Below are 19,099 nucleotides of genomic sequence, written 5' to 3' on the forward strand. Positions count from 1 at the left end.
GAATCTTACCTCTTATCAGGGTGTCCTCGAAGGAGTGGAAATCATGAAGTGGCCCAGTGTTTTAACCAAGCGTAAAAGCTTGTCCCCCCAGTTACTGAAGTCACCAATCCTTGCAATTCTCATTGTTGCGGCACTCGTCGGTTATCTGGGCGGAATGCCAATATGGGTAGCGGTGTTGGGTGTTATTGCCTATTACTCCAGAGGGCGTGATTGGCGTGCAGGTGCCTACAATCTCGCATGTGTGGTGACCGGGCTGGGGTTGGGGTTGGGCGCTCAAACAGCGGCACATAAATGGCAAATTGACCCAAGTATTCTGGTTGGGCCGATTGCACTTCTCTTCTCAATTATCAGTGTATGGGCAATGGGAATGGTGACTGGTATTCGGAATGTCACCAGCTATGCCATTGGTATCATTATTGCGTTTCTTGCGCAGTTGGACATTACCTTGGATGCCTATTTTCAACTGATTGCAACGGTATCTATCGGTGCAGTATTTGCCGGCCTGATTGATATTTTATGGCCGCGTCAGCAACGAGCAGTAAGGACTTGTTGAAAGATTAATCTGAGTGCTTGAGGGAAAGGGTTGTAAGGGGGTCAGTAAGATTGAATAGAGGTGTAGTTCAATGTTAAAACGTATATTGCTATCTACAGCAATGGTATTTGTTACGGCTTTGGCGTTTACTGAACCCTATGAGTCTGAAAGTAGTATCGAAATGGAATACTACAGAACACTTCTTCATTGATGTAATTTGTTTCTTATCTATTTTTTTACCTTGGATTGTAGGAGCCAGTTTTGAAGGAAGAATTTTGGCATGATAAGTGGAAAAGAAATGATATTGGCTTTCACGAGGCGGCCGGCAATTCGTTGTTGACAGAGTTCTTTTCCAGTCTCTCCCTGTCTCCGGGTGATCGGATTTTCTTGCCGCTATGTGGCAAAACCAAAGATATTGCTTGGTTATTAGAGCAGAATATCTCAGTCGCTGGCTGTGAACTCAATGAGGAGGCCGTGAAGCAGCTCTTCAGTGAAATGGCAGTAATCCCACAGGTAGGCCAGGTTGGTAATCTGAAGTGCTACTCTGGTGCCAACATCGATATTTTTGTTGGCAATATATTCGATTTGGGTAGAGAGGAGTTGGGGCCGGTTGTAGCGATTTATGATCGGGCTGCACTGGTAGCCCTCCCCACAGATATTCGTGAGCAATATGTCAGACACTTAATGGCTATTACCCAAGTTGCACCTCAACTCCTCGTATCCTTCGAGTATGAACAAACTCAGATGCCTGGCCCACCTTTTTCTGTTGGGAGCCGTTTGATTTACGAATATTATGATGCCGATTATAGCCTACAAGTATTAGCGACAAGAGACGTTGTTGGTGGACTTAAAGGCAAGGTTCCTGCAAGAGAAGAGGCATGGTTGTTAACACCAAAATGATAATGGCTTTCTCTGCAAGTTAAATTTCTGGCAGGGAATGAGAGCCAAGTATTAGTTTTTCCTTTTTTGATTTTGGCCACTTCTTAATGGCTATCTCCATTTTCAAGGCGGTTGATTTATCGGGTAGCCCCACAGAGAACACGAGCGTAAGGGGCCCCTTACCTCGTAGTGCTTTTGCCGTCTTTGGGCCATCACTACAGTGCTCAGCAAAACGCCTCTCTAAATCATTGGTTATACCGGTATAGAGTGTTCCTCTGGCCGTTCGAACAAGATAGAGAAACCAATTCACGCCCAGCTCTTCCTTCTTTTTTATATAGCCCATAGATTCAAGAGAATAAATCCTGCTGCTCATTAGTGCGAGGCGGCGGCTTGAACTGGGAGCAATCCAAGGTAAGGCGCCGATGATCCAAGCCCAGCTTTTTCATTGCCACTTGAAAGCGTCTTTGGAGTAGTTGAGCAAATATGCCTGTGCCAGTTCGCCTTTGGGAAAATTCACTTTGATAGTCCTTACCTGCACGGCTTTGCTGCACCAGGCTCATGACATGCTTTGCTCTTTCTGGGTAGTGTACCTCTAACCATTCCCGAAATAGAGGGGCAACTTCATAGGGGAGGCGCAATAGGATATATGCGGCTCTTACAGCCCCTGATTCCCGTGCAGCTGCAAGAATCGACTCCAGCTCACAGTCATTGAGAGCGGGGATCATAGGCGCAGCGAGTACTGCGGTAGGAATGCCCGCTGTACTCAGCTGTTCAATTGTTCGCAGACGAGCAGCAGGTCCAGCGGTCCTTGGCTCAAGCTTACGCTTAAGGGCATTATCTAGCGTGGTCACACTAATGGCGACTTGGGCCAAGTTATCTTGTGCCATTTCTGCCAGCAGTGGGAGGTCTCGCAAGATTAGCTGGCTTTTGGTGACAATGGTTACCGGCTGGCGAAACTCCTGCATAAGCTCCAACAAACTACGGGTTATCTCTTTCTCTCGTTCCAGAGGTTGATAGGGATCGGTATTGGCTCCCAGAGCGATGGGACTGCACTGGTAGCTCTTCTTTCGTAGCGCTTTCTCTAAAAGCTCAGCAGCATTCGGCTTGTAGAAAATCTTGGTCTCGAAATCGAGGCCTGGCGATAAATCCATATAGGCATGGGCTGGGCGGGCATAACAATAGATACACCCATGCTCACATCCCCTGTAGGGGTTTATCGATTGGGAGAAAGGGATGTCTGGTGATTGATTAGTTGAGATAATAGTTTTCGCCTTTTCCTCAATGGATGAGGTTATTAGTCTCACCGGCTGATCAGGCTCCATTTGCCAGCCATCAGTTTCACGGGAGCTGGATAGTTCAGCAAAGCGCCCAGGGAGGTTAGAAGCGGTTCCTCGGCCCTTGCATGGGGATGGCGCTTTAGTGGAAGGATGATCTGACATTTTTTTAGCGATAACTGTATTAATGTACAGTTTACGCCTTAATTTTGAAGGATTGCAAGCCTTAGCGGATTTACCTGGAGAGGAAAATAAGTCTGGGTTTGGTTTCCCCAAGAGGCAATGCCTCTTAGGGTCTAATTGTACTCGTAAATACTGCTTAGGCAGTGACTGCGGGGTTATATTTCGATTCCATTGTCAGCCCGGGTCTTTCGTCATCCCAAATCATATGCACTACCTTCCAGGATTCGCCATCGTTCAAAAGTTGGATACTATTTATCCCTCTTTTTAGGAATTGGGTTTTCTCCTTATCGCTCCAGGCCTCATAAGCACTGAAGACGTGAGCAATATTTCCAAATTGCTCGATAATATTGTGTATTTCAGCTTCATAGAAAGGGCGATTTGCAATTAGGTTTTCAAAATTTTCTGGATATTCTTGGACGCTGAGGATCGTAGACTGGGGCTTGCCATTGCTATCCACAAATGTGCGAATCATTTTCGCATCAGAGGAAAATAATGATGCCTGTCTTTCCCAGTCGCGTTGAAAACCTGAAGGGCCAGAGATTCCACTATATAGTTCGTCAATAACCTCTTGTATTCCCATGTTATCTTTCATATTGCTATCCTTGTCTAATTTCAATTGAGAACTTTGATTATCTAGCTGGTGACCCTGGGTTAATATTTAATTCTATTTTGTATATTGAAAATACCCATGGCGACTTGTTTGAATATTTAGCGCTATCATTAGTGAGCAGATGCAACGCTGTCATTATGATATCAACTGAAAGTGAGCTTATCTACAAAGCCGCTAGGTGTGCATAGCTACGAGATAGTGAGTCACTTCTCTTATTATGCCGTAATTGTTTGAATTATATGTAATTTTATTATTTTCTATAATTGGTATGAATACCTATTAGGTACGGTAGTTTCAGCCATGAAATCGGAGATACCCTCTCGGGAGATGGGGCGCCAAGAAGCTCTTTATGTAGAGCTGTCTAGGCAGTCAAAAGGGGGGCTGCAACTTATTTCTTTTATTCGAGTTTGTGAGCCTCTAGCAATTGATACGCTACGTTCTGGCCTTGAAATACTACATCAGTATCATCCTCTCTTGCGAGCTCGAGTCGAGAAAGATAATAAATATCGGTGGGTTTGTGATGTGGATTTTTCCGAAATCCCTATAGATGTGTACCGGCTAGATGAGGAGATGGATTTTGAGGGAGAATACTCAAATCAAGCCAGAAAATATATAGATAGTGATAGATATGCATATTGTCTAAGTATATTTTGCAATCATGAAGGTTTAGTGCAGTGGGTTATTGTCAACAACATTCATGCGATTATGGATGGTCGTTCTATTATGACTCTGTTTTTACAGTTGGATCAGTTAGTGCAAAAAAATAAACCCTTTAAAGGCAATGAAACACAACCTCTTGGAGAAAGTATCGCTAAAATTTTAGAAGCTGCTGGATATGCAGGTGAAAAACATATATTTCATGATGCGGATGATCAAAAATTAAACTGGCCTGTTGAGAAGGTTGCACCGGCAAGTAAACGGCAGGCTGGTGCAATAGCGAGACTATTGTGTCCTGAAGATCTCCATCAGCTAGCAAAAATAGGTAAGGACCGAGGAGTAAAGTTAACCGCAATTCTTTGTGCAATTGCTTCCATTGCTTCAGTAGTCCTACCGACCTATAAAAAGGGAGAGGAGATTATTTTAGCTTTGGATGGAAGAGGCTTATGTACCCCCCCGATTCCATTAGAGCACATTGGTTCCTTTTCGCAAACTATTCAGTTATCTATTCCTGAAGATCCTACATCGGTTGATATTATAGATTTTGCTGAAGATTTACAGTCCCAAATATACACGGTATTAACTAAACAACGTCCATTGGCAAAAAAAATAGTGTCTGCATACACTGTTGCTGAGGTGGAGGCTATGGCAAGAGAGACAATCTCTGGCTCTGAATCCTTCTTTGCTGGTATTTGCATATCTAATGTAGGGAGTTTGAACAAATTAGGTGGGAGGATGAAATTTTTTGATATCGAAAAAGGAATGGTGACTCAAACTAATGGAATAAACCCATTGATGGTAATTTCGTATACAACCAATAAGAATTCAGTTTTTGTATTTGGTTACTGTGAACCACTTTTGAGTCGAAATAGTGTTCTTCTGTATGTAAAGCGGTATATGGATATTATTGGTAGTCTAATTCGTTGATTTTTATTCAGGGTTTCTAGAATGCTTTTTTGTTTTTATGTAAGGGTTTCACAAGAGAATTGAATTGTTCTTATTTTGTGTTGTTTAAGCTGTTAATTTAAATACATAAATTGCTAAGCGTATTTGCTATTTCGTACTCGGTTGCGGTGAGTTTCTCCATCGTAGTGATGACGGTTTGGTGGAAAGAAATTCTTGTAGAGGTCATTAAGAATTGCTTTTCATATGAAGATTAGTTGAATCCTATTTAAGTAAGGAATAATAAGATATCTATACATTAGCAATGTATTTTTAACCTTTTAATCTGTATAGACGAAGGAATCAATCGATTGTTAACTACATTGTGATTGTGCTGGCTGTCTTAGTGATACGCTCTCTGTATCAATAGCCAATATCAACAAACAGTTTCTAACTATTTTCCTATACTGAGGAGAGTGCTTCTTGTATCACAGGTGATCTACCCATTAGCAAATGTGAGGCCTGCATGGAGAATGAGCCACTCTCACGTGAGTTGGGCCCCCAAGAAGCTCTATTTGTTGAATTGACTAGTGAGTCTCGTGGTGGAACTCAGCTAATATCGTTTGTTCGTCTCTGCGATTCTGTTACTGTCGAACAGTTATGCAGAGGCTTTATCTTTTTACATGGAAAACACCCAATGCTTCGGGCGAGGATCAAAATGGGCGCCAAGCCTTTTTGGGTTTGTGATGTCAGCTTTGAAAAGGTGCCTCTAAGCATAAAGCAGTTAAATGAACCATTAGAATACGAAAGTGAATACCTTAGGCAGCAAAATCAATTTATTGACATAGAAAGCTGCGCCTATGGGGTTACCTTGCATGTTAATGTGAATGGTGAAGTTAAGTGGGTCATCATTGTTAGTAACCATGCTGCATTGGATGGCCGGTCAATAATGGCACTTTTTCGTGATTTAGACAGCTTTCTGGAGGGGGAGGGAAGCTATATTAGCCAAGAACCTAAGCCGTTAAGAAAAAGTGCGGGTGAATATCTTCACTTGGCAGGGTTTAAGGATGTCGATCTATTTAGCATACAGAAATCCAATAGCTGTAGAAGATGGGAAGTAGAGCAAGCGGCACCTATTGAAGACAGAAAAGGAAACTCAATTCTTAAATTGATGCCTCCTGAAGTAGCAGAAGTTCTATCACAAACTGCTAAAAATTGGGGAGTTTCACTAAGTTCACTATTTAGAGCTCTAGCCGTTTTCGCTGCGCAGAGTATGCCTACTTTCCCAGGGGAGACTGAAATAGTTGTAACGATAGATATTCGTGGCCTATGCAAGCCATCAATAAGCTTGGATGAAGTCGGATCCTTTTCAGCAACAGCTAATTTATGTGTTACAGAAGAGATGCTTTCTAAAAGTCTAAAGTCTTTAGCTAAAGGCTTAGATAAACAGCTGCGTTTGATTTTGAATAAAGAGGCTCCATTTGCAATAAGCTTTGATACTCATTACGAATTTTCTGATGTGAAAAATTTTGCAAAAATGTTGATAGCAGAAGGCACTGTATTTCCATCTGGTATTTGTGTTTCTAATGCCGGCAATATGCAGCGGCTAGCCGGAGAGCTTCGATACTTTGAAATTGAGTCAGGTATGGTCGTACAAACCCATGCCGCACACCCGCTAATGGTAATTACGTATACCACCAGTAGAAACGCTATTTTTGTATTTGGATACTGTGAGCCCTTAACTAGCCATGAGAGTGCGCACTTGTATGTGGAGTCTTATATAAAACTTGTAAAGTCTCTACTTGTAGATGGGCGTGTTCAGTGAGAATGTGTCTATATTCGAAGTTAGAATGCACTGGTAATGGGAGTGGATAGGTGAATGATATAGTCACTGTTGTAGGGCAGGGGTTATATCTCGCTGCCGCTGCAGTTATTGGATTGGGCATTGCAAGGATCTTACGTATTGATAATACACTTGGCTGCCTTGTCGCAGGAGTGCTGGCGGCTTTGTTACTTCCCATAATTGATTATGATACAGGTTTGCGTGCAACCAGTATCAGAGAGCTGGTATTCTTTGTTATTTTACCGGTATTAATTTTTGAGTCCGCCTGGCAGTTGGAACCCAAAGTCTTAAAGCGCTGGATTGGACCTGTACTGTTATTCTCTACACTCGGTTTGGTAATTTGTGCAGTTCTTATTGCAGCAATTACTTATTACGGCATTGGTCATCCTGAGGGTTTTCCTTGGGTGGCGGCCATGCTGACCGGGGCTATTTTAGCGGCTACTGACCCGGTTTCTGTAGTTAATAAGTTGCGTCAGGAAAAAACAGGAGAAGATCTCTTAACCTTGGTGGATGGAGAGAGCCTCTTCAATGATGCTGCAGCTGTAGTTCTCTATTCGTTAGTATTAGGGCTAGCTACCTATGGTATCGTTGAAAGCTCATCGATGGGGGCTGCAGCCCCTTCGTTGGACGCGACTTCAGTGACACTATATTTTTGCATGGTATTTTTCGGTGGCGTTGCGATTGGGCTTATTTTTGGCTTGATAACCACTCTTGTCATATTGTTTCTACGATCTCCCAGTGCGGCTTTAATGACTTTAGTAATCGCTGCATTTGGTAGTTTCTATTTGGCGGAAAGTATCTTTCATGTATCAGGTATCATTTCGGTAATGATATGTGCAATTGTTGCTCGAGCGTGTTTAAGTAAGCAAAATAACACCTATTTGATTCATGCGGGTCCAACTTGGGAGTGGATGGGGCTGTTTTTTACCGGCATTATTTTTGTGATTATGGGGTTGGTGATTACTTTTGAGATGTTTACCCACCAATGGTTGGCAATGCTTATTGCTACAGCGGCTGCTTTAGGAGCTAGAGCATTATCTGTATTCTTAGTGGCACCTCTGACTCGCTTTGTTGGCCCCCCGATACCGAAATCCTGGCGTCTGTTAATGAGTTGGGGCGGGCTGCGAGGGGTTATTGCGGTCGCTCTGGTACTTTCTCTTCCAGTTGAATTGCCCTATTGGTGGACAATTCAATCTATGGTATTTGGCGTGGTCCTTTTCTCATTGTTGGTGCAGGGGACTACCAGTGGCCGCTTGATTCATAAATTAAACCTTTGAGCTAAGTCTCCAAGTCATACAGCATTTAGGCTAATAGCGGTAGGGTTATCAGCAATTAACCACACAGCGACAAGAAGCAGACTGAGTGCAAAAAGCTTGTTTTGCAGATTTCTATTTTTATCGCTGATAAGTGCTTTCGATAAGGTCCGACCAAAAGCGATCCATGAGAAATGTGTCACAAAGTTGAGTATGGTGATCATAATAATCAAGGTGATAACACTGCTTTCATTGCTCTCCTCTTGCTTTGGTGCGAACACAGAGAACATAGTAATTACTATCATCCAAGCTTTAATATTCATACTTTGAATTAGCATTCCCTGCCAAATACTTACCGATTTGGTGGCAGTTTTTCCAGGCTCTTTATTAGGCTTTATAAAAACGTAAGCAAGGTAAATTAAGTAGATGGCACCAGTCCACTGTAAGATGGTCATTACCATAGGGTAGTGAATTAGCCAGCTCATAAATCCGAAGCCAACCAATAAGGCCTTCATTAGAAATACAATGTCTATGCCTGCCAGTAAAGGTAAGGAGCGACGAATACCCAAGCTGGCTCCGGCTGCAGCAAAGGTGATATTGGCAGGTCCTGGGCTAAAAATTAATGGGAACATTACTGCCAACCAGGCTAATAGAAACTCTAAGCTCATATATATTACTCATGTCATAGAAGAGATATCGCTATGAGAAGTAGCTCACACTGTTTAACGGTGCGCTTTGTTTTCCCAGAGATAGGTGAGCTTAGAGAGAGTAGAAGGAAGGATCTTGTACAAAATTGCGCTGAGCAGACTTCAAGTAGCGAGCAGGTGTGATACCGAATGCACGCTTGAAATTTCGACTCAAGTGGCTCTGATCAAAAAATCCACAGTCGATAGCCACCTCGGCCACCTGGGCTCCCGCACGAAATAATGCGCGGGCCCTTTGGGTTTTTAGGAGGATTAGGAATTGATGTGGAGGAACGCCAAACTGGGCATTAAAACTACGAATTAGCTGATATCGACTCATGCCAGTTAATTGGCACAACTCATCCAGTGTCACATTTCTTTGCCAGTTTTCCTGTAAATAAGCACGGGCCTTCAAGACTCCCTGTTTGTTAGAGGATGGCTTCGGGTAGATCTTTTGGTCGCCGTGACGGGCAAAGAGCTGGCTAATCGCCAGTGTGAGTAGAGAGTCTGTTGAAAGGGATAAGGCGTTCATTTCAAGACTGCTATGTAGCTTGTAAAGGAGCTGAAAAAGCTCGGGATCATCCAATAGTGGCCCTTTCAAAAATGGTACGGGTGTTTGATTCAGCAGAGTGTGTTCCCTGAGGGTTTCCTCAATGAGCGCCGTGTCAAAGTAAAACATACGATAGTGCCAACCAGAGTCACTTCCGGAAAAACCGGTATGAATCTCCCCTGGATTAAGCGCAGCAAGTGTTCCCTGAGGAAGAGTCACTGTTTCACCGCGATAATCGAGCTTTTCTACGCCAGAAAGGAAGATTCCAATAGCGAGTTCATCATGCCAATGCTTGGCAAAGGAAAACTTATGGAAGTAGGCGTGAAAAAGCTCTATGCCGCAATGACTCGGACTTCGCCAAGCCTTAGAGAATTCCTTTCGCACTGATAACCCTCGTATGATAAATAACCATTACTTTACAGAAAGAAAGGGTGGTAAGGCAAAGTTACAGATGGGTGTGTAACAATTGAATAGTGGAGAGGTTCGGAGTGGTACTTTTGATATCGAGTGCCTTTGTTTGGTAAGCATTTACCTTACGAAATATAAATTGCCCATTCTTACTTCATAGCTCACTGGTTTTATCCTACCCGTGTACCAGCCAGGATTTGAAACCATTGTTCCGTCCAAAGAAAACCAACCACCTTTACCCTCCTCAACGAAGGCATATTTCTTCCCATTTGAATAAACTCCTGGTCTGTACCTGATCAATCTATAATACTCGGAGTCATCATATTTAACAGAAGCTTCCAATAGCACAGGATCGTTTGTAGCAGAGAAAATATAAATAAAGACTAGCAATTCATCTCGCCCAAATAATTTTAGTTCATCTGCTAATAAGTTATCTGTTGGGAAAGCTCGAAATTGATTTTTCCTAATGTAACTTACAGGTTTATTCTACCTAAATACAATTGACATATAGAAAGCTATGCCTGTTAGGAAAATAATTAAAGTAATTTTGGTTAGGGTTTTTCTTCGGATTTTATTCATGTCGTTTAACACAATAATTTTGAGTTCCGTGAAGAGGCAAATTTTTAATTTAAGCCTTCGAAGCCCAAGAATGGAGATCCAACCCTCATAGTAGGTGGCGTTGACTAGTCTTGTTAAGTGTAATGATGCTACTTGAGAATATCATTACGAGCATGTCCCTCTTTTTTGTAGATGGCTCCTTAAGAAAGCCTATGATAGGCTGGAAACGATTTTCTTAAATATTAATAACCGATCACCTTACCGAAATTTAACGCTTTCGATAAGCGGTTTCTGGAAAGTGGGGTGAGTTATTCTTTGCCGGGGGAGTGTAAACGAATGCATTGCTAAACGCCCTACGCTACGCCTTGCCATTTTTCTTTGCCAGGTACTCCTTAAAAGTCCAATACTGTACCCCCTGCATTTCCCTCTCCAGCTCATCCATATCATCGGGTCCAATCTCACTCGGAAACGGTTTTGAAAGCATCGAGCGTACTTGCGCTAGCCTATCACTTACCCTTGCACTCTGAAAATAATCAATAATTTCATCCTTCCACGCCTCTTCACCAAACTCGTGGTGTACTTTATTCATTTGATCCAGTGAGACCACGAATTCATTGATATCTCTAAGAGCCGACAGGATCTCTTCTTTGCTATATATTAGTTCATCCACTATAAAGGTCTCTTTCTATTAGTCATAAATGGGCGGCCGAGCAATCTGTTGTGAAGTCACGCCCGACTTGATTGTTAGATTGAATTTCGTATATTAGTCCTCTCGGGCAATAGTCAAAAGACAAATCGCCAAGAGTAAGGTTGCAAGAACACCCGATGCTCCAGCAACAGATGAGGGTAAATACGAATCACGTCCAAACGTAATCGAAATAGCATTAGCAAACATTGCAATAACGCCAACTGAGGCAGTCAAACCTCCCAGTACTTTGGAGCTTCCATTCATTTTGGCAACTCCAAAAATAAGAGCAGCAAAGCCCAGCAAAAATTTCGCCGCGTAATAGATCATAAATGAAAAAGCCACAACGGCCCCCGCTGCAGCTCCAAGCGTCTCTAATTGGCTAGCGACCTCCCGAAATGGCATAAACATAGTGGCGCCAATGCTAACTTGCACCACATTGAATACAGAGCTGAATGCAATAGCGGACCACCCTACATGGTGGTTTTTAGTCTGCACCATGGCCGCTCCAGCAAAAGCTGAAAGAATGGTAAATAGCAAGCCCTCCAGCCCCCAGAAAAGTTTCCGTGAGGGGTTAATCTCTGCAACATACATCATGGTAAAGAGTGCCTGTGTAACTACTAGCGCCAACAGCAGAAAAGCTATGATTTGGATATTTCGCGCATTGGTTAACTTCATAGTTAGATGCCTCGTATTTTCTATATATGGATCTTGCTTCTAAAAATAGGGGTTGGCCTTATTTATTTTATATCGAAATATTGGGATATGTGGATTGCTCGAACCTAACTATATATTTATATCGGGTCATAGGAAAGTAAGCGTCCCCAACAAAAATTTTTAGATTATATGTGTCAAAGTCTACTTTTCAGGATCGGACCTCGCGATCGAGGTTGCATCACAGTTTAGCAAAATAGTTGTGAAAAATAAGCGATTGTAAAAAAGAGCAATTTCTTTATTTTATTATCATATTGTTAAATGGATATGTGAATGGTGTTAGCGTAACTATCTACGCCTAAAGATCTGTAAAAGAGAGCTCGAATTGAAACATAGCTCGTCTAGCCCGCATATTTTTTGAGCGGCTGTTCTGTTCCGGTTGCTGTTTGTTATGTGTTTAGCCTTTCTGCCAGCCTTTGATAATTGAAGCAACTAAAGCTATGAAAATAACTAGTAAGAAATAGGTAGTTGTACTTGCCTCATAAATTAATGTTTAATCTGGTATGGTTGGCTCATCATCCCAGGCGGCTGGGCCAGCACGATTTACTGATACGAAAGGGCTGTATATAGATTCACTATGAGTCGAACGAAAAATGAGACGATCATTTACAATAGTTTCGACACAACGTCCATCAGGGGCAAACACCTTTTTCGCCTTTAATTCTTCCTACAGTAGTACCTGATCGACCATAAATTTTGTCGCCGGATACCTGAAGCGGTTTTCCATTTTTGGATATAGTTTCACTCTTCTCTCGTGTATTCACCCAACGCCTTACAAAGGGGCGAGGTGCGCATCACTTTGTCTCGATTGCGTAAATTTTTAGGTCCTTACTCCGTAATTTTACTGACATGACAATTGGCCCGAATAGTTCTGCTTTTTGTATTCATCTCCCCTTTTCTAGAAACCCACATGTGGCCGGTAGTGGAAACCTGAGGGATCATGAATCTCTGCATGCAATCTGGCATGTATTCTCGCCAGTGGAGCATGAATTTAACACTTGTAGAGCCACTAAGTGGGAACTTCTCATACCAAGGGGCGCGACAACCTTCTATAGCTTCGAACTCTCCAAATATGGCATAGCTATGAGCCATACCGATATTGTTGCCTTGGGCTGTTTCATAAAAGTAACCTTTTACCCGGAAGCTCGTCTCACCCTCAATGGGCTCACAAGAAAACATAACCTTAGTGTCTGCGATACATATTGCAGGTAAGGATAGTAATAAGATGATGAATAGCCTCATGAGCACCTATAACCGTCGGGAGCGCAGTTAGTTTAGTTCTGATAGCGTAGCGATAAAGCACAGCTGAAGCAATGTAGTGATCGTCCAGCCCACATGCGAACGGTGGTTGATGGCTTTATTATGAGGCTAAAACTTGGGTTTAAAGTAGATACCTAAGCCGAGTGCAGCCACAGCCAAACTAATGAAAACCTGAACAAAAAGACTAAAAAAGAAATTCAGAGCACCATGGGTGAGTGTGATTTCGATGATACCATTCATTTTACTTACATAAGTAAAGCTACCATCAATTGAATCTATGACAGTTAGTATGCATAGCAAGAAGCCTGCTATAGCCAGGGTTGTACCACCGAATTTATCTCTCATAGTGCGTATGCGTCATAATGCCTCAATATGGCGAAGCCATGCTATTAAGGTACAGCGATAAGGTAACATTGATTGACTTGTTAGATTTTTCCTTGCTTAAGCATTGCTTCATACTGTTTTTTTGCTAAGTAACCATAGGAAAATGATAGGACGAGAAAGTAAATAAGTGACAGTACTACAACTATAGTGATGATGATCATTAGATTAACTGATTTTATAGATTCTAGTATTTCAGCACCCGGGCTACCCGCCAAAAGTAATATGCTCATCAGTAATAATGATACTATCCAAGATGCTAGTAGCGATATTAAAGCAAGTCTATTCTTCTCTGATTTAGTTGGTGGACGCTTATTATCCTGAACAAATTTTATTGCTGTCGCCATAGCCGAACCCATGAGTGCCCCCATTGTTGCGCCTGAATTTGAGTCAATTTCAAGAATGCTCAACACTATTGCCATGCCTACCAACAATAACAAATAGATAGCTGCAAAACGAAAAGCATATTTACCTAGCCTGACTTGATCTTCCATACTTGACCTCCTTGCCTTCAATCTAACACTAAGTTCAGCTGACCGAATCCAGGGACGCGAAGCGGCGGCGGATTTGGGTCAGCAGGAACGACCTGTTAGAAAAATTCAGATTGAGTCTAAAAATGACGTAATTTGTTTGATTCTTTCTTTGGGATTTCCCCTAATCTCAATAACTCGAAAGCCACTAGAATCTTCAAATTCATATATTAGATCTTGAAGTTGAATATCGACTTCTTTTCTCAGTTCTGGATTTTCCGACTCAGGACATCTAATTCTATCAGGATTTTCCACCGGGACAAAAATGACAATGTCGATTAGCTCCATCGCTTCTAGAATTTGTTCACGGTATTCTTCTAGTGATACCGAGTTATTATTTATAGTATTTATATAAGCGACGAAATCTAATGGGCAACGTTCAAACAATCTATTGTTCTGACTACTTGTTATCAATTCAATGGAGTAGTCTAGCTGAGATATAAAATCATCTTCACTTGGTGAGTCGCTGAATTCATGTCCCTTCTCTTCAAGTAGAATGTATGGCTCCTCTATAATTTCAAAGTTATCAAGCGAACCACCGAGATCGTCTAAAATAGTTGTCTTTCCTGTGCAGTGTGAACCTGATATAGCAATTTTCATATTCTATTTTATTCCAATTGTTTTCTAATACCGCAATCAAGGCAGCTTGGTTTGAGTGCTTTTTGCACAAAAAGGGGGCGCAGCAACTGTGCAAAAAAATGCATAAGGTAAGACATCGGTTGCTTTGCGTTGTTATGGCGCAGTTAACTCCGCGTCTATGGAAAACTGGGTAAACAGCTTCTCTTTGCCTTCGGAAATCTTCCCTTCTTTTTTCCAACGCTCAATATCTTTTGATTTTAATGAAGGCGCTGCGATCTGAATTTGTCGTATTGATTTCTTTAACAGCTCTTGCCTGTGTGCATCGGTCATGGATAGACTATCCAGTAAATCTGGAACGAGATTATCTTTGTGATGTTCTAGATAAAGCTACTTGGCCAACTGAACAGTTCCGTTAGTATTTTCCATTCCCTGATAGTTGAACCAATTATTTGCTCTTAAATACTCATTGAGTTTTCTCTTCTCATTAGTTTGATAGATGGCAAATGCGAAACTTGCCACGCCTACTGCTAGGCTTACGTATGTAATTGCTTCTTCCATATTATTTCTACTCGATTACTACAACGCCAAATTCAGGGGCTGCGCCTCAGTTGCAGTTCCGTGGAATTTTTTGTTATATGGCTGGTTGATACTCTATAAATTGTTGATTATATAATATATGTAGCAAATCAGATTTTTTTAATAGTTATGTATGTTTTTTTATCATTTCCACGAATTTATCAGAATAGTAGTAAGGATAAGTTTCTTCAGAATAATCAGATATCCTGTTTTCACCATACATTAAGCCTAAGTCACTAAGGGCTTTATACTTCTTAATCCCCCTATTTGATCTACTTATCCTTTTCTTTTCAATCAATATTCCAGATTTCAGTAATTTTTTATTTACCTGCGCTGCTGTATAGCTGCTTAAATGTAACTTTAATAGCTTAGTCATAGTGAGCAGCTCACGGTAAGAGTCACTGATACCATGATTTTTCATATCACTTTTAAATTTTTCGATATTTGAGAGAGATAGATATTTATCTTTTAGCTCTTCTATAGTTTCTTCATACCAACAGGTTGTATTTCCTCCATTATCTGTCCTTCTATTATATCCATACTTAAGTCCTGCTATAGTTATATATCTTATTGGCTTGCCACCTCCTACAGCTGGACGCTCCTCAACAAGTCCGTACGAAATAAGCACTTTTAACAAGATATGTACAGGTACACCAAGGTGATATTCTACAAGTGGTTGCCCCCAATATTTAGGTTCAAAATAATCTTCATCTTCACTAGCTTTCTGAAAGCTTAAAGCATGAATATCATCTCCATCAATAGCCTGCCATTTAAAAGATAAGAATAAAGACTTAAATATTTCTTCAAAAAGCACACCTACGGGTGATTTTTTAATGAATGAAAGGAGATTTTCTACATCAATTTCTTTACTTAAAGAGAAGCTAAATCCAAGCCCTTCAGTACCTGCTTTTACAGCAAAATCACAAAGAGTGTTGGATGGATAGTTCAAGTCTAAGTATTCATCTAACTGATATTTAACGGCTTTCATAATTAATGCATCATAATCATAAACGCCTTCACCGCAAACTGAAATGTACTCATTATTACCAGATATTAAATGTGATATTTCGTTTGCCGAACTAACTCCAGATGTTCCATCTGATTGATTGGTGGCACTGTAGAGTTCAATTTGACTCCATTCTGCAAGCTCACAGATGCCTAAGCTGCACAATAAAGAAGCTTCCTTTTCATCATCTAGATAGTAAAAATCTTTTGATACCTGATCGAATTGTCCTAATAATATTAAGTAATCACACCTTCCGTTTCGTTCATCAAATATCGAATTTGAAAGCTTTAATTTTTCTTTCTTCTCAATAACTCTAGAAAAATCATATGCCTTCCAAACTGATGGAGGTTCAATTAAATCTAGTTTTATAAATGAAAGAACTTTGAAAATTGATTCTTTGATCCCCTCGTAGAAACTATGGCATTCAGGATTTATAACTATTGATACACAAGAATGATTGGTTTCGGCTTTAATTTTAATTTGGCTTGAGTGCTCGAGAATTTCTAATTCTTTTTGCTCTAGTATTTTATCAAGCAACTCGGTATCGTATGAACTGGAAATTTCTTGCGAAAGTAAGAGGTTTTTTATTTTTTTTAGGGTTATTTGAGTCTGCTAAGGCAGTGATTATTTCTACTACTAGGTTTTCATACTTTCTTTCAGTATGTATATCAACTCTCATATTTTCCCATCTTCATATTTGACAAATATTATTTAATTAAGCATTCAATTTTGCGGCACAGTAGTTAATGTAAGTCTTGAGCCTAACGCCTCAATAACCGGCAGTGTTGTGGCGAAGCCATGCTTTTAGCTGTCCGGCGCCGAAGGCACGTAGTTGATTGACTTGTATGATTGCTCTTGTCTGATTCTGATGTTGAAAATCCTTTTCGTTAACGGGTAAATTGAGACCCACCTTCGGCGGCCACCGAAGGCCTTGTTTATCACAGTTCGCTGCTTGGCTGGTTCGTAAAAGACCGATAACAAGTATGAACGTGATAAGCACTCACTAGGCATAACTCGGATAGTCATGTGGGCCTCGAGCCCGAATAGCAAGGCGGAGATAGCTTATCTTATGGAACCTCAAGAGATCAATGTCGGTATCGATACCAGCAGTAAACAACTCGATATTTATGTGAGACCTACTGGCCAATTCTTTAGTGTTGCCAATGATAAAAATGGCATTAAGGATGCCATTAAACAATTACAACCTCTTAAACCTCAAAGAGTATTAATAGAGTCTACAGGAAGACTCGAATTAGAGTTTGTTTGCGCCGCTGACAGAGCAGGATTACCTGTTGTTGTTTGCAACCCTTCACAGATAAGAAGCTTCGCTAAATCCGCAGGGCGCCTCGCCAAAACTGACAAGCTAGATGCAATGGATATTGCACATTTTGGTGAGGCCATGAAGCCAAGACTATCGGAGCTAAAGCCAGAAAAGCTTAGGGAGATCAGTGACTTACTGGCTGTAAGAAGTCAGTGTTTAGAGATGAGTACAATGCAAAAGAATCGGCTTCAGAGGATGCCGAAATCAGTACACAAACCTATCCAGACCATTCTAAACACCATCAAGAAAGAGTTACAAGGTATCGACAAGCAACTGGATAAACTGGTTAACAGTGTGTCTGAGTGGCGGCAAAGGCGCGACCTATTGTTGAGTGCCAAAGGGGTCGGAAATGTATTGGCTTATACGCTGATGAGTGAACTTCCCGAACTAGGAAAATTGAACCGTAAAGAAATCGCTGCACTTGTAGGTATCGCTCCGATGAACCGTGATAGCGGCAGCTTCCAGGGAAAGAGATATATTCGGGGTGGAAGGCATCGTGTACGAACGGTTTTGTTTGTTTCCATCATGTCGGCCATACAGCATCATCCCAAACTAAAGCCGATGTACAAGCGATTAGTCGACGCTGGCAAACCTAAAAAGGTTGCTCTGATTGCCTGCATGAGAAAGCAGATTACCATCCTGAATACGATGGTGAAAAATAACACCTACTGGGATGAAAGTATGGCTTAAAAACTTGACGAGTAACCATAGTCACTTGTTATGTATTAATCACGCATACTAAATGCCGGCACGCTTACACCAGAAATGCCAACGAGAATATTCGATAATTCTGGGCGACCCAACGTCTGGTTTATTAAACCTACTAACGCCGTAGCTTTAGCCCCAAAATCGCCTTGAAATTGATCTAAATTTGATAGGTTGAGATTAATGTCAAACTCTTTAAGAATAGACACCAAATTAGCTTCTTCTTCAAATTTAGGGCTCTCGATATAGCAAAGCAAATAGTCAGGCTCTTCTTTAAACTCGGGATAAAAAACAAATTGCAGAACTACACCTGCGCTATTTTTAAATGTGTATTCATAACTAGCTCCAGCAATCTTAGATTCAGCGCAAATATCAATGCCATGATACGTAAATTGGCAGCGGCCAATGCACGGCATTGCTTTTAAAAGATCTTCTAATAATTGTAGCTTTTCACTAACTGGGGGCAATTCGAATTTCCTTTAGATGCATAACGCCCAAATCAGTGGCCGGAGGTCAGATTGCATGTGCTTGTTATGCGCTGTATCTCGCAGCCCAACTAAAATCGCCCACAATTGACTTACTGAAATATTCTATCAAAACAGTACAAGTATCTCTTAAATTATTTTTTACGACTGTAGGAGTAACAGGCAAAGATCTATCATTAATAAGATTCAGCTCTGAAAATGGCTCTTTCATTCTTTCAAAGCCTGGAACAACAATCATTAGAGCTTCGATTAATTCAATGTTGTTCTCTCGGCCACCCGTATTCCAAATGAAACTAACTTCACTTTCCCCATCAACATCTACGCTAAAATAGAGTTCGCACTTTGGAAATACAATAATCAAACGATCCGGTAGATCATCCTCCAATTTGTAGGGTGCTGGCCACGAAAACTCAGAGACAACTTTAGAAAGCATTGATATATCAAGATAACTTTCATATCCATTCACCACTAGTCTCCTATCAATTCTCAATGCGCATAACGCTTCAAGCAAGGGCGCCAATTTTATTGGCGTCCTTTTGACTTGA

The 19,099-nt window shown here is 41.2% G+C and carries 22 protein-coding genes; 6 read left to right on the forward strand and 16 right to left on the reverse strand.

The window, feature by feature from the left end; all coding sequences use genetic code 11:
* The first annotated feature begins 43 nt into the window (after positions 1 to 43).
* Together ACJJII_RS13485 and tmpT are read left to right on the forward strand one after the other, a co-directional pair.
* Positions 44 to 553 (forward strand): DUF1097 family protein, encoded by a 510-nt coding sequence (locus tag ACJJII_RS13485; RefSeq protein ID WP_444912525.1) that lies wholly within the window; start codon positions 44 to 46, stop codon positions 551 to 553.
* A 240-nt stretch (positions 554 to 793) separates the two neighbouring features.
* Complete coding sequence (gene tmpT, locus ACJJII_RS13490) at positions 794 to 1,432, forward strand: thiopurine S-methyltransferase (protein WP_444916551.1); 639 nt, start codon at positions 794 to 796, stop codon at positions 1,430 to 1,432.
* Between the two features lie 19 nt (positions 1,433 to 1,451).
* Here the strand turns inward: tmpT and ACJJII_RS13495 are convergent, their stop codons facing one another.
* The 3 genes from ACJJII_RS13495 to ACJJII_RS13505 form a co-directional block, all read right to left on the reverse strand.
* Positions 1,452 to 1,784, reverse strand: a complete 333-nt coding sequence (locus tag ACJJII_RS13495; RefSeq protein WP_444916552.1) for a GIY-YIG nuclease family protein — start codon at positions 1,782 to 1,784, stop codon at positions 1,452 to 1,454.
* Entirely contained in the window at positions 1,759 to 2,850 is a 1,092-nt protein-coding gene (locus ACJJII_RS13500; RefSeq protein WP_444916553.1) for a PA0069 family radical SAM protein, read from the reverse strand. Before ACJJII_RS13500 ends, ACJJII_RS13495 begins: the two co-directional genes overlap by 26 nt.
* A gap of 154 nt (positions 2,851 to 3,004) precedes the next feature.
* Positions 3,005 to 3,460: a hypothetical protein gene (locus tag ACJJII_RS13505; RefSeq protein WP_444916554.1), complete on the reverse strand. Its 456-nt coding sequence runs from the start codon at positions 3,458 to 3,460 to the stop codon at positions 3,005 to 3,007.
* Between the two features lie 318 nt (positions 3,461 to 3,778).
* On the opposite strand from ACJJII_RS13505, the gene ACJJII_RS13510 reads away from it, so the two are divergent.
* From ACJJII_RS13510 to ACJJII_RS13520, 3 genes are all read left to right on the forward strand, one after another.
* Positions 3,779 to 5,062 carry a hypothetical protein gene (locus ACJJII_RS13510; protein ID WP_444916555.1) on the forward strand — a complete coding sequence of 428 codons (1,284 nt, stop codon included), beginning with the start codon at positions 3,779 to 3,781 and terminating at the stop codon, positions 5,060 to 5,062.
* Positions 5,063 to 5,543: 481 nt separating this feature from the next.
* Positions 5,544 to 6,842, forward strand: coding sequence for a condensation domain-containing protein (locus ACJJII_RS13515; protein ID WP_444916556.1), 1,299 nt, complete (start codon positions 5,544 to 5,546; stop codon positions 6,840 to 6,842).
* Positions 6,843 to 6,892: 50 nt separating this feature from the next.
* On the forward strand, positions 6,893 to 8,137 hold the full coding sequence (locus ACJJII_RS13520) for a cation:proton antiporter (RefSeq protein ID WP_413664988.1): 1,245 nt from the start codon (positions 6,893 to 6,895) through the stop codon (positions 8,135 to 8,137).
* A gap of 14 nt (positions 8,138 to 8,151) precedes the next feature.
* Here the strand turns inward: ACJJII_RS13520 and ACJJII_RS13525 are convergent, their stop codons facing one another.
* The 11 genes from ACJJII_RS13525 to ACJJII_RS13575 form a co-directional block, all read right to left on the reverse strand.
* Positions 8,152 to 8,781 carry a LysE family translocator gene (locus ACJJII_RS13525; protein ID WP_444916557.1) on the reverse strand — a complete coding sequence of 210 codons (630 nt, stop codon included), beginning with the start codon at positions 8,779 to 8,781 and terminating at the stop codon, positions 8,152 to 8,154.
* Positions 8,782 to 8,872: 91 nt separating this feature from the next.
* Positions 8,873 to 9,730: an AraC family ligand binding domain-containing protein gene (locus ACJJII_RS13530; RefSeq protein WP_444916558.1), complete on the reverse strand. Its 858-nt coding sequence runs from the start codon at positions 9,728 to 9,730 to the stop codon at positions 8,873 to 8,875.
* A 144-nt stretch (positions 9,731 to 9,874) separates the two neighbouring features.
* Complete coding sequence (locus ACJJII_RS13535) at positions 9,875 to 10,144, reverse strand: hypothetical protein (protein ID WP_444916560.1); 270 nt, start codon at positions 10,142 to 10,144, stop codon at positions 9,875 to 9,877.
* Between the two features lie 526 nt (positions 10,145 to 10,670).
* Positions 10,671 to 10,982: a hypothetical protein gene (locus ACJJII_RS13540; protein ID WP_444916561.1), complete on the reverse strand. Its 312-nt coding sequence runs from the start codon at positions 10,980 to 10,982 to the stop codon at positions 10,671 to 10,673.
* Positions 10,983 to 11,075: 93 nt separating this feature from the next.
* Positions 11,076 to 11,675: a thiamine biosynthesis protein ThiC gene (locus ACJJII_RS13545; RefSeq protein ID WP_444916562.1), complete on the reverse strand. Its 600-nt coding sequence runs from the start codon at positions 11,673 to 11,675 to the stop codon at positions 11,076 to 11,078.
* Positions 11,676 to 13,079: 1,404 nt separating this feature from the next.
* Entirely contained in the window at positions 13,080 to 13,316 is a 237-nt protein-coding gene (locus ACJJII_RS13550; RefSeq protein WP_444916563.1) for a hypothetical protein, read from the reverse strand.
* Positions 13,317 to 13,396: 80 nt separating this feature from the next.
* Positions 13,397 to 13,846: an ABZJ_00895 family protein gene (locus tag ACJJII_RS13555; protein WP_444916564.1), complete on the reverse strand. Its 450-nt coding sequence runs from the start codon at positions 13,844 to 13,846 to the stop codon at positions 13,397 to 13,399.
* Between the two features lie 105 nt (positions 13,847 to 13,951).
* The gene (locus ACJJII_RS13560; protein WP_444916565.1) at positions 13,952 to 14,482 is read right to left on the reverse strand and encodes an AAA family ATPase; all 531 of its coding nucleotides are present in this window, start codon (positions 14,480 to 14,482) and stop codon (positions 13,952 to 13,954) included.
* A 132-nt stretch (positions 14,483 to 14,614) separates the two neighbouring features.
* Complete coding sequence (locus ACJJII_RS13565) at positions 14,615 to 14,791, reverse strand: hypothetical protein (protein ID WP_444916566.1); 177 nt, start codon at positions 14,789 to 14,791, stop codon at positions 14,615 to 14,617.
* A gap of 57 nt (positions 14,792 to 14,848) precedes the next feature.
* The gene (locus ACJJII_RS13570) at positions 14,849 to 15,019 is read right to left on the reverse strand and encodes a hypothetical protein (protein ID WP_444916567.1); all 171 of its coding nucleotides are present in this window, start codon (positions 15,017 to 15,019) and stop codon (positions 14,849 to 14,851) included.
* A gap of 145 nt (positions 15,020 to 15,164) precedes the next feature.
* The gene (locus ACJJII_RS13575; protein ID WP_444916568.1) at positions 15,165 to 16,580 is read right to left on the reverse strand and encodes a hypothetical protein; all 1,416 of its coding nucleotides are present in this window, start codon (positions 16,578 to 16,580) and stop codon (positions 15,165 to 15,167) included.
* 532 nt (positions 16,581 to 17,112) lie between these two features.
* Here ACJJII_RS13575 and ACJJII_RS13580 point away from each other — a divergent pair.
* Entirely contained in the window at positions 17,113 to 18,054 is a 942-nt protein-coding gene (locus ACJJII_RS13580) for an IS110 family RNA-guided transposase (RefSeq protein ID WP_282931844.1), read from the forward strand.
* Between the two features lie 35 nt (positions 18,055 to 18,089).
* On the opposite strand, the gene ACJJII_RS13585 is transcribed toward ACJJII_RS13580, so the two are convergent.
* Both ACJJII_RS13585 and ACJJII_RS13590 read right to left on the reverse strand, forming a co-directional pair.
* Positions 18,090 to 18,536, reverse strand: coding sequence for a hypothetical protein (locus ACJJII_RS13585; RefSeq protein WP_444916569.1), 447 nt, complete (start codon positions 18,534 to 18,536; stop codon positions 18,090 to 18,092).
* 64 nt (positions 18,537 to 18,600) lie between these two features.
* Positions 18,601 to 19,020, reverse strand: coding sequence for a hypothetical protein (locus tag ACJJII_RS13590; RefSeq protein ID WP_444916570.1), 420 nt, complete (start codon positions 19,018 to 19,020; stop codon positions 18,601 to 18,603).
* Positions 19,021 to 19,099 lie beyond the last annotated feature (79 nt).

This window comes from Microbulbifer maximicatervae (SeqCode), assembly GCF_052467825.1.

Bases quoted from the DNA above. Each gene is read 5' to 3' on its own strand.
- ACJJII_RS13485 (WP_444912525.1), top strand. From the start codon at position 44: ATGAAGTGGCCCAGTGTTTTAACCAAGCGTAAAAGCTTGTCCCCCCAG.
- ACJJII_RS13495 (WP_444916552.1), bottom strand. From the start codon at position 1,784: ATGAGCAGCAGGATTTATTCTCTTGAATCTATGGGCTATATAAAAAAG.
- ACJJII_RS13500 (WP_444916553.1), bottom strand. From the start codon at position 2,850: ATGTCAGATCATCCTTCCACTAAAGCGCCATCCCCATGCAAGGGCCGA.
- ACJJII_RS13505 (WP_444916554.1), bottom strand. From the start codon at position 3,460: ATGAAAGATAACATGGGAATACAAGAGGTTATTGACGAACTATATAGT.
- ACJJII_RS13510 (WP_444916555.1), top strand. From the start codon at position 3,779: ATGAAATCGGAGATACCCTCTCGGGAGATGGGGCGCCAAGAAGCTCTT.
- ACJJII_RS13515 (WP_444916556.1), top strand. From the start codon at position 5,544: ATGGAGAATGAGCCACTCTCACGTGAGTTGGGCCCCCAAGAAGCTCTA.
- ACJJII_RS13525 (WP_444916557.1), bottom strand. From the start codon at position 8,781: ATGAGCTTAGAGTTTCTATTAGCCTGGTTGGCAGTAATGTTCCCATTA.
- ACJJII_RS13545 (WP_444916562.1), bottom strand. From the start codon at position 11,675: ATGAAGTTAACCAATGCGCGAAATATCCAAATCATAGCTTTTCTGCTG.
- ACJJII_RS13550 (WP_444916563.1), bottom strand. From the start codon at position 13,316: ATGAGAGATAAATTCGGTGGTACAACCCTGGCTATAGCAGGCTTCTTG.
- ACJJII_RS13555 (WP_444916564.1), bottom strand. From the start codon at position 13,846: ATGGAAGATCAAGTCAGGCTAGGTAAATATGCTTTTCGTTTTGCAGCT.
- ACJJII_RS13560 (WP_444916565.1), bottom strand. From the start codon at position 14,482: ATGAAAATTGCTATATCAGGTTCACACTGCACAGGAAAGACAACTATT.
- ACJJII_RS13565 (WP_444916566.1), bottom strand. From the start codon at position 14,791: ATGACCGATGCACACAGGCAAGAGCTGTTAAAGAAATCAATACGACAA.
- ACJJII_RS13570 (WP_444916567.1), bottom strand. From the start codon at position 15,019: ATGGAAGAAGCAATTACATACGTAAGCCTAGCAGTAGGCGTGGCAAGT.
- ACJJII_RS13580 (WP_282931844.1), top strand. From the start codon at position 17,113: ATGGAACCTCAAGAGATCAATGTCGGTATCGATACCAGCAGTAAACAA.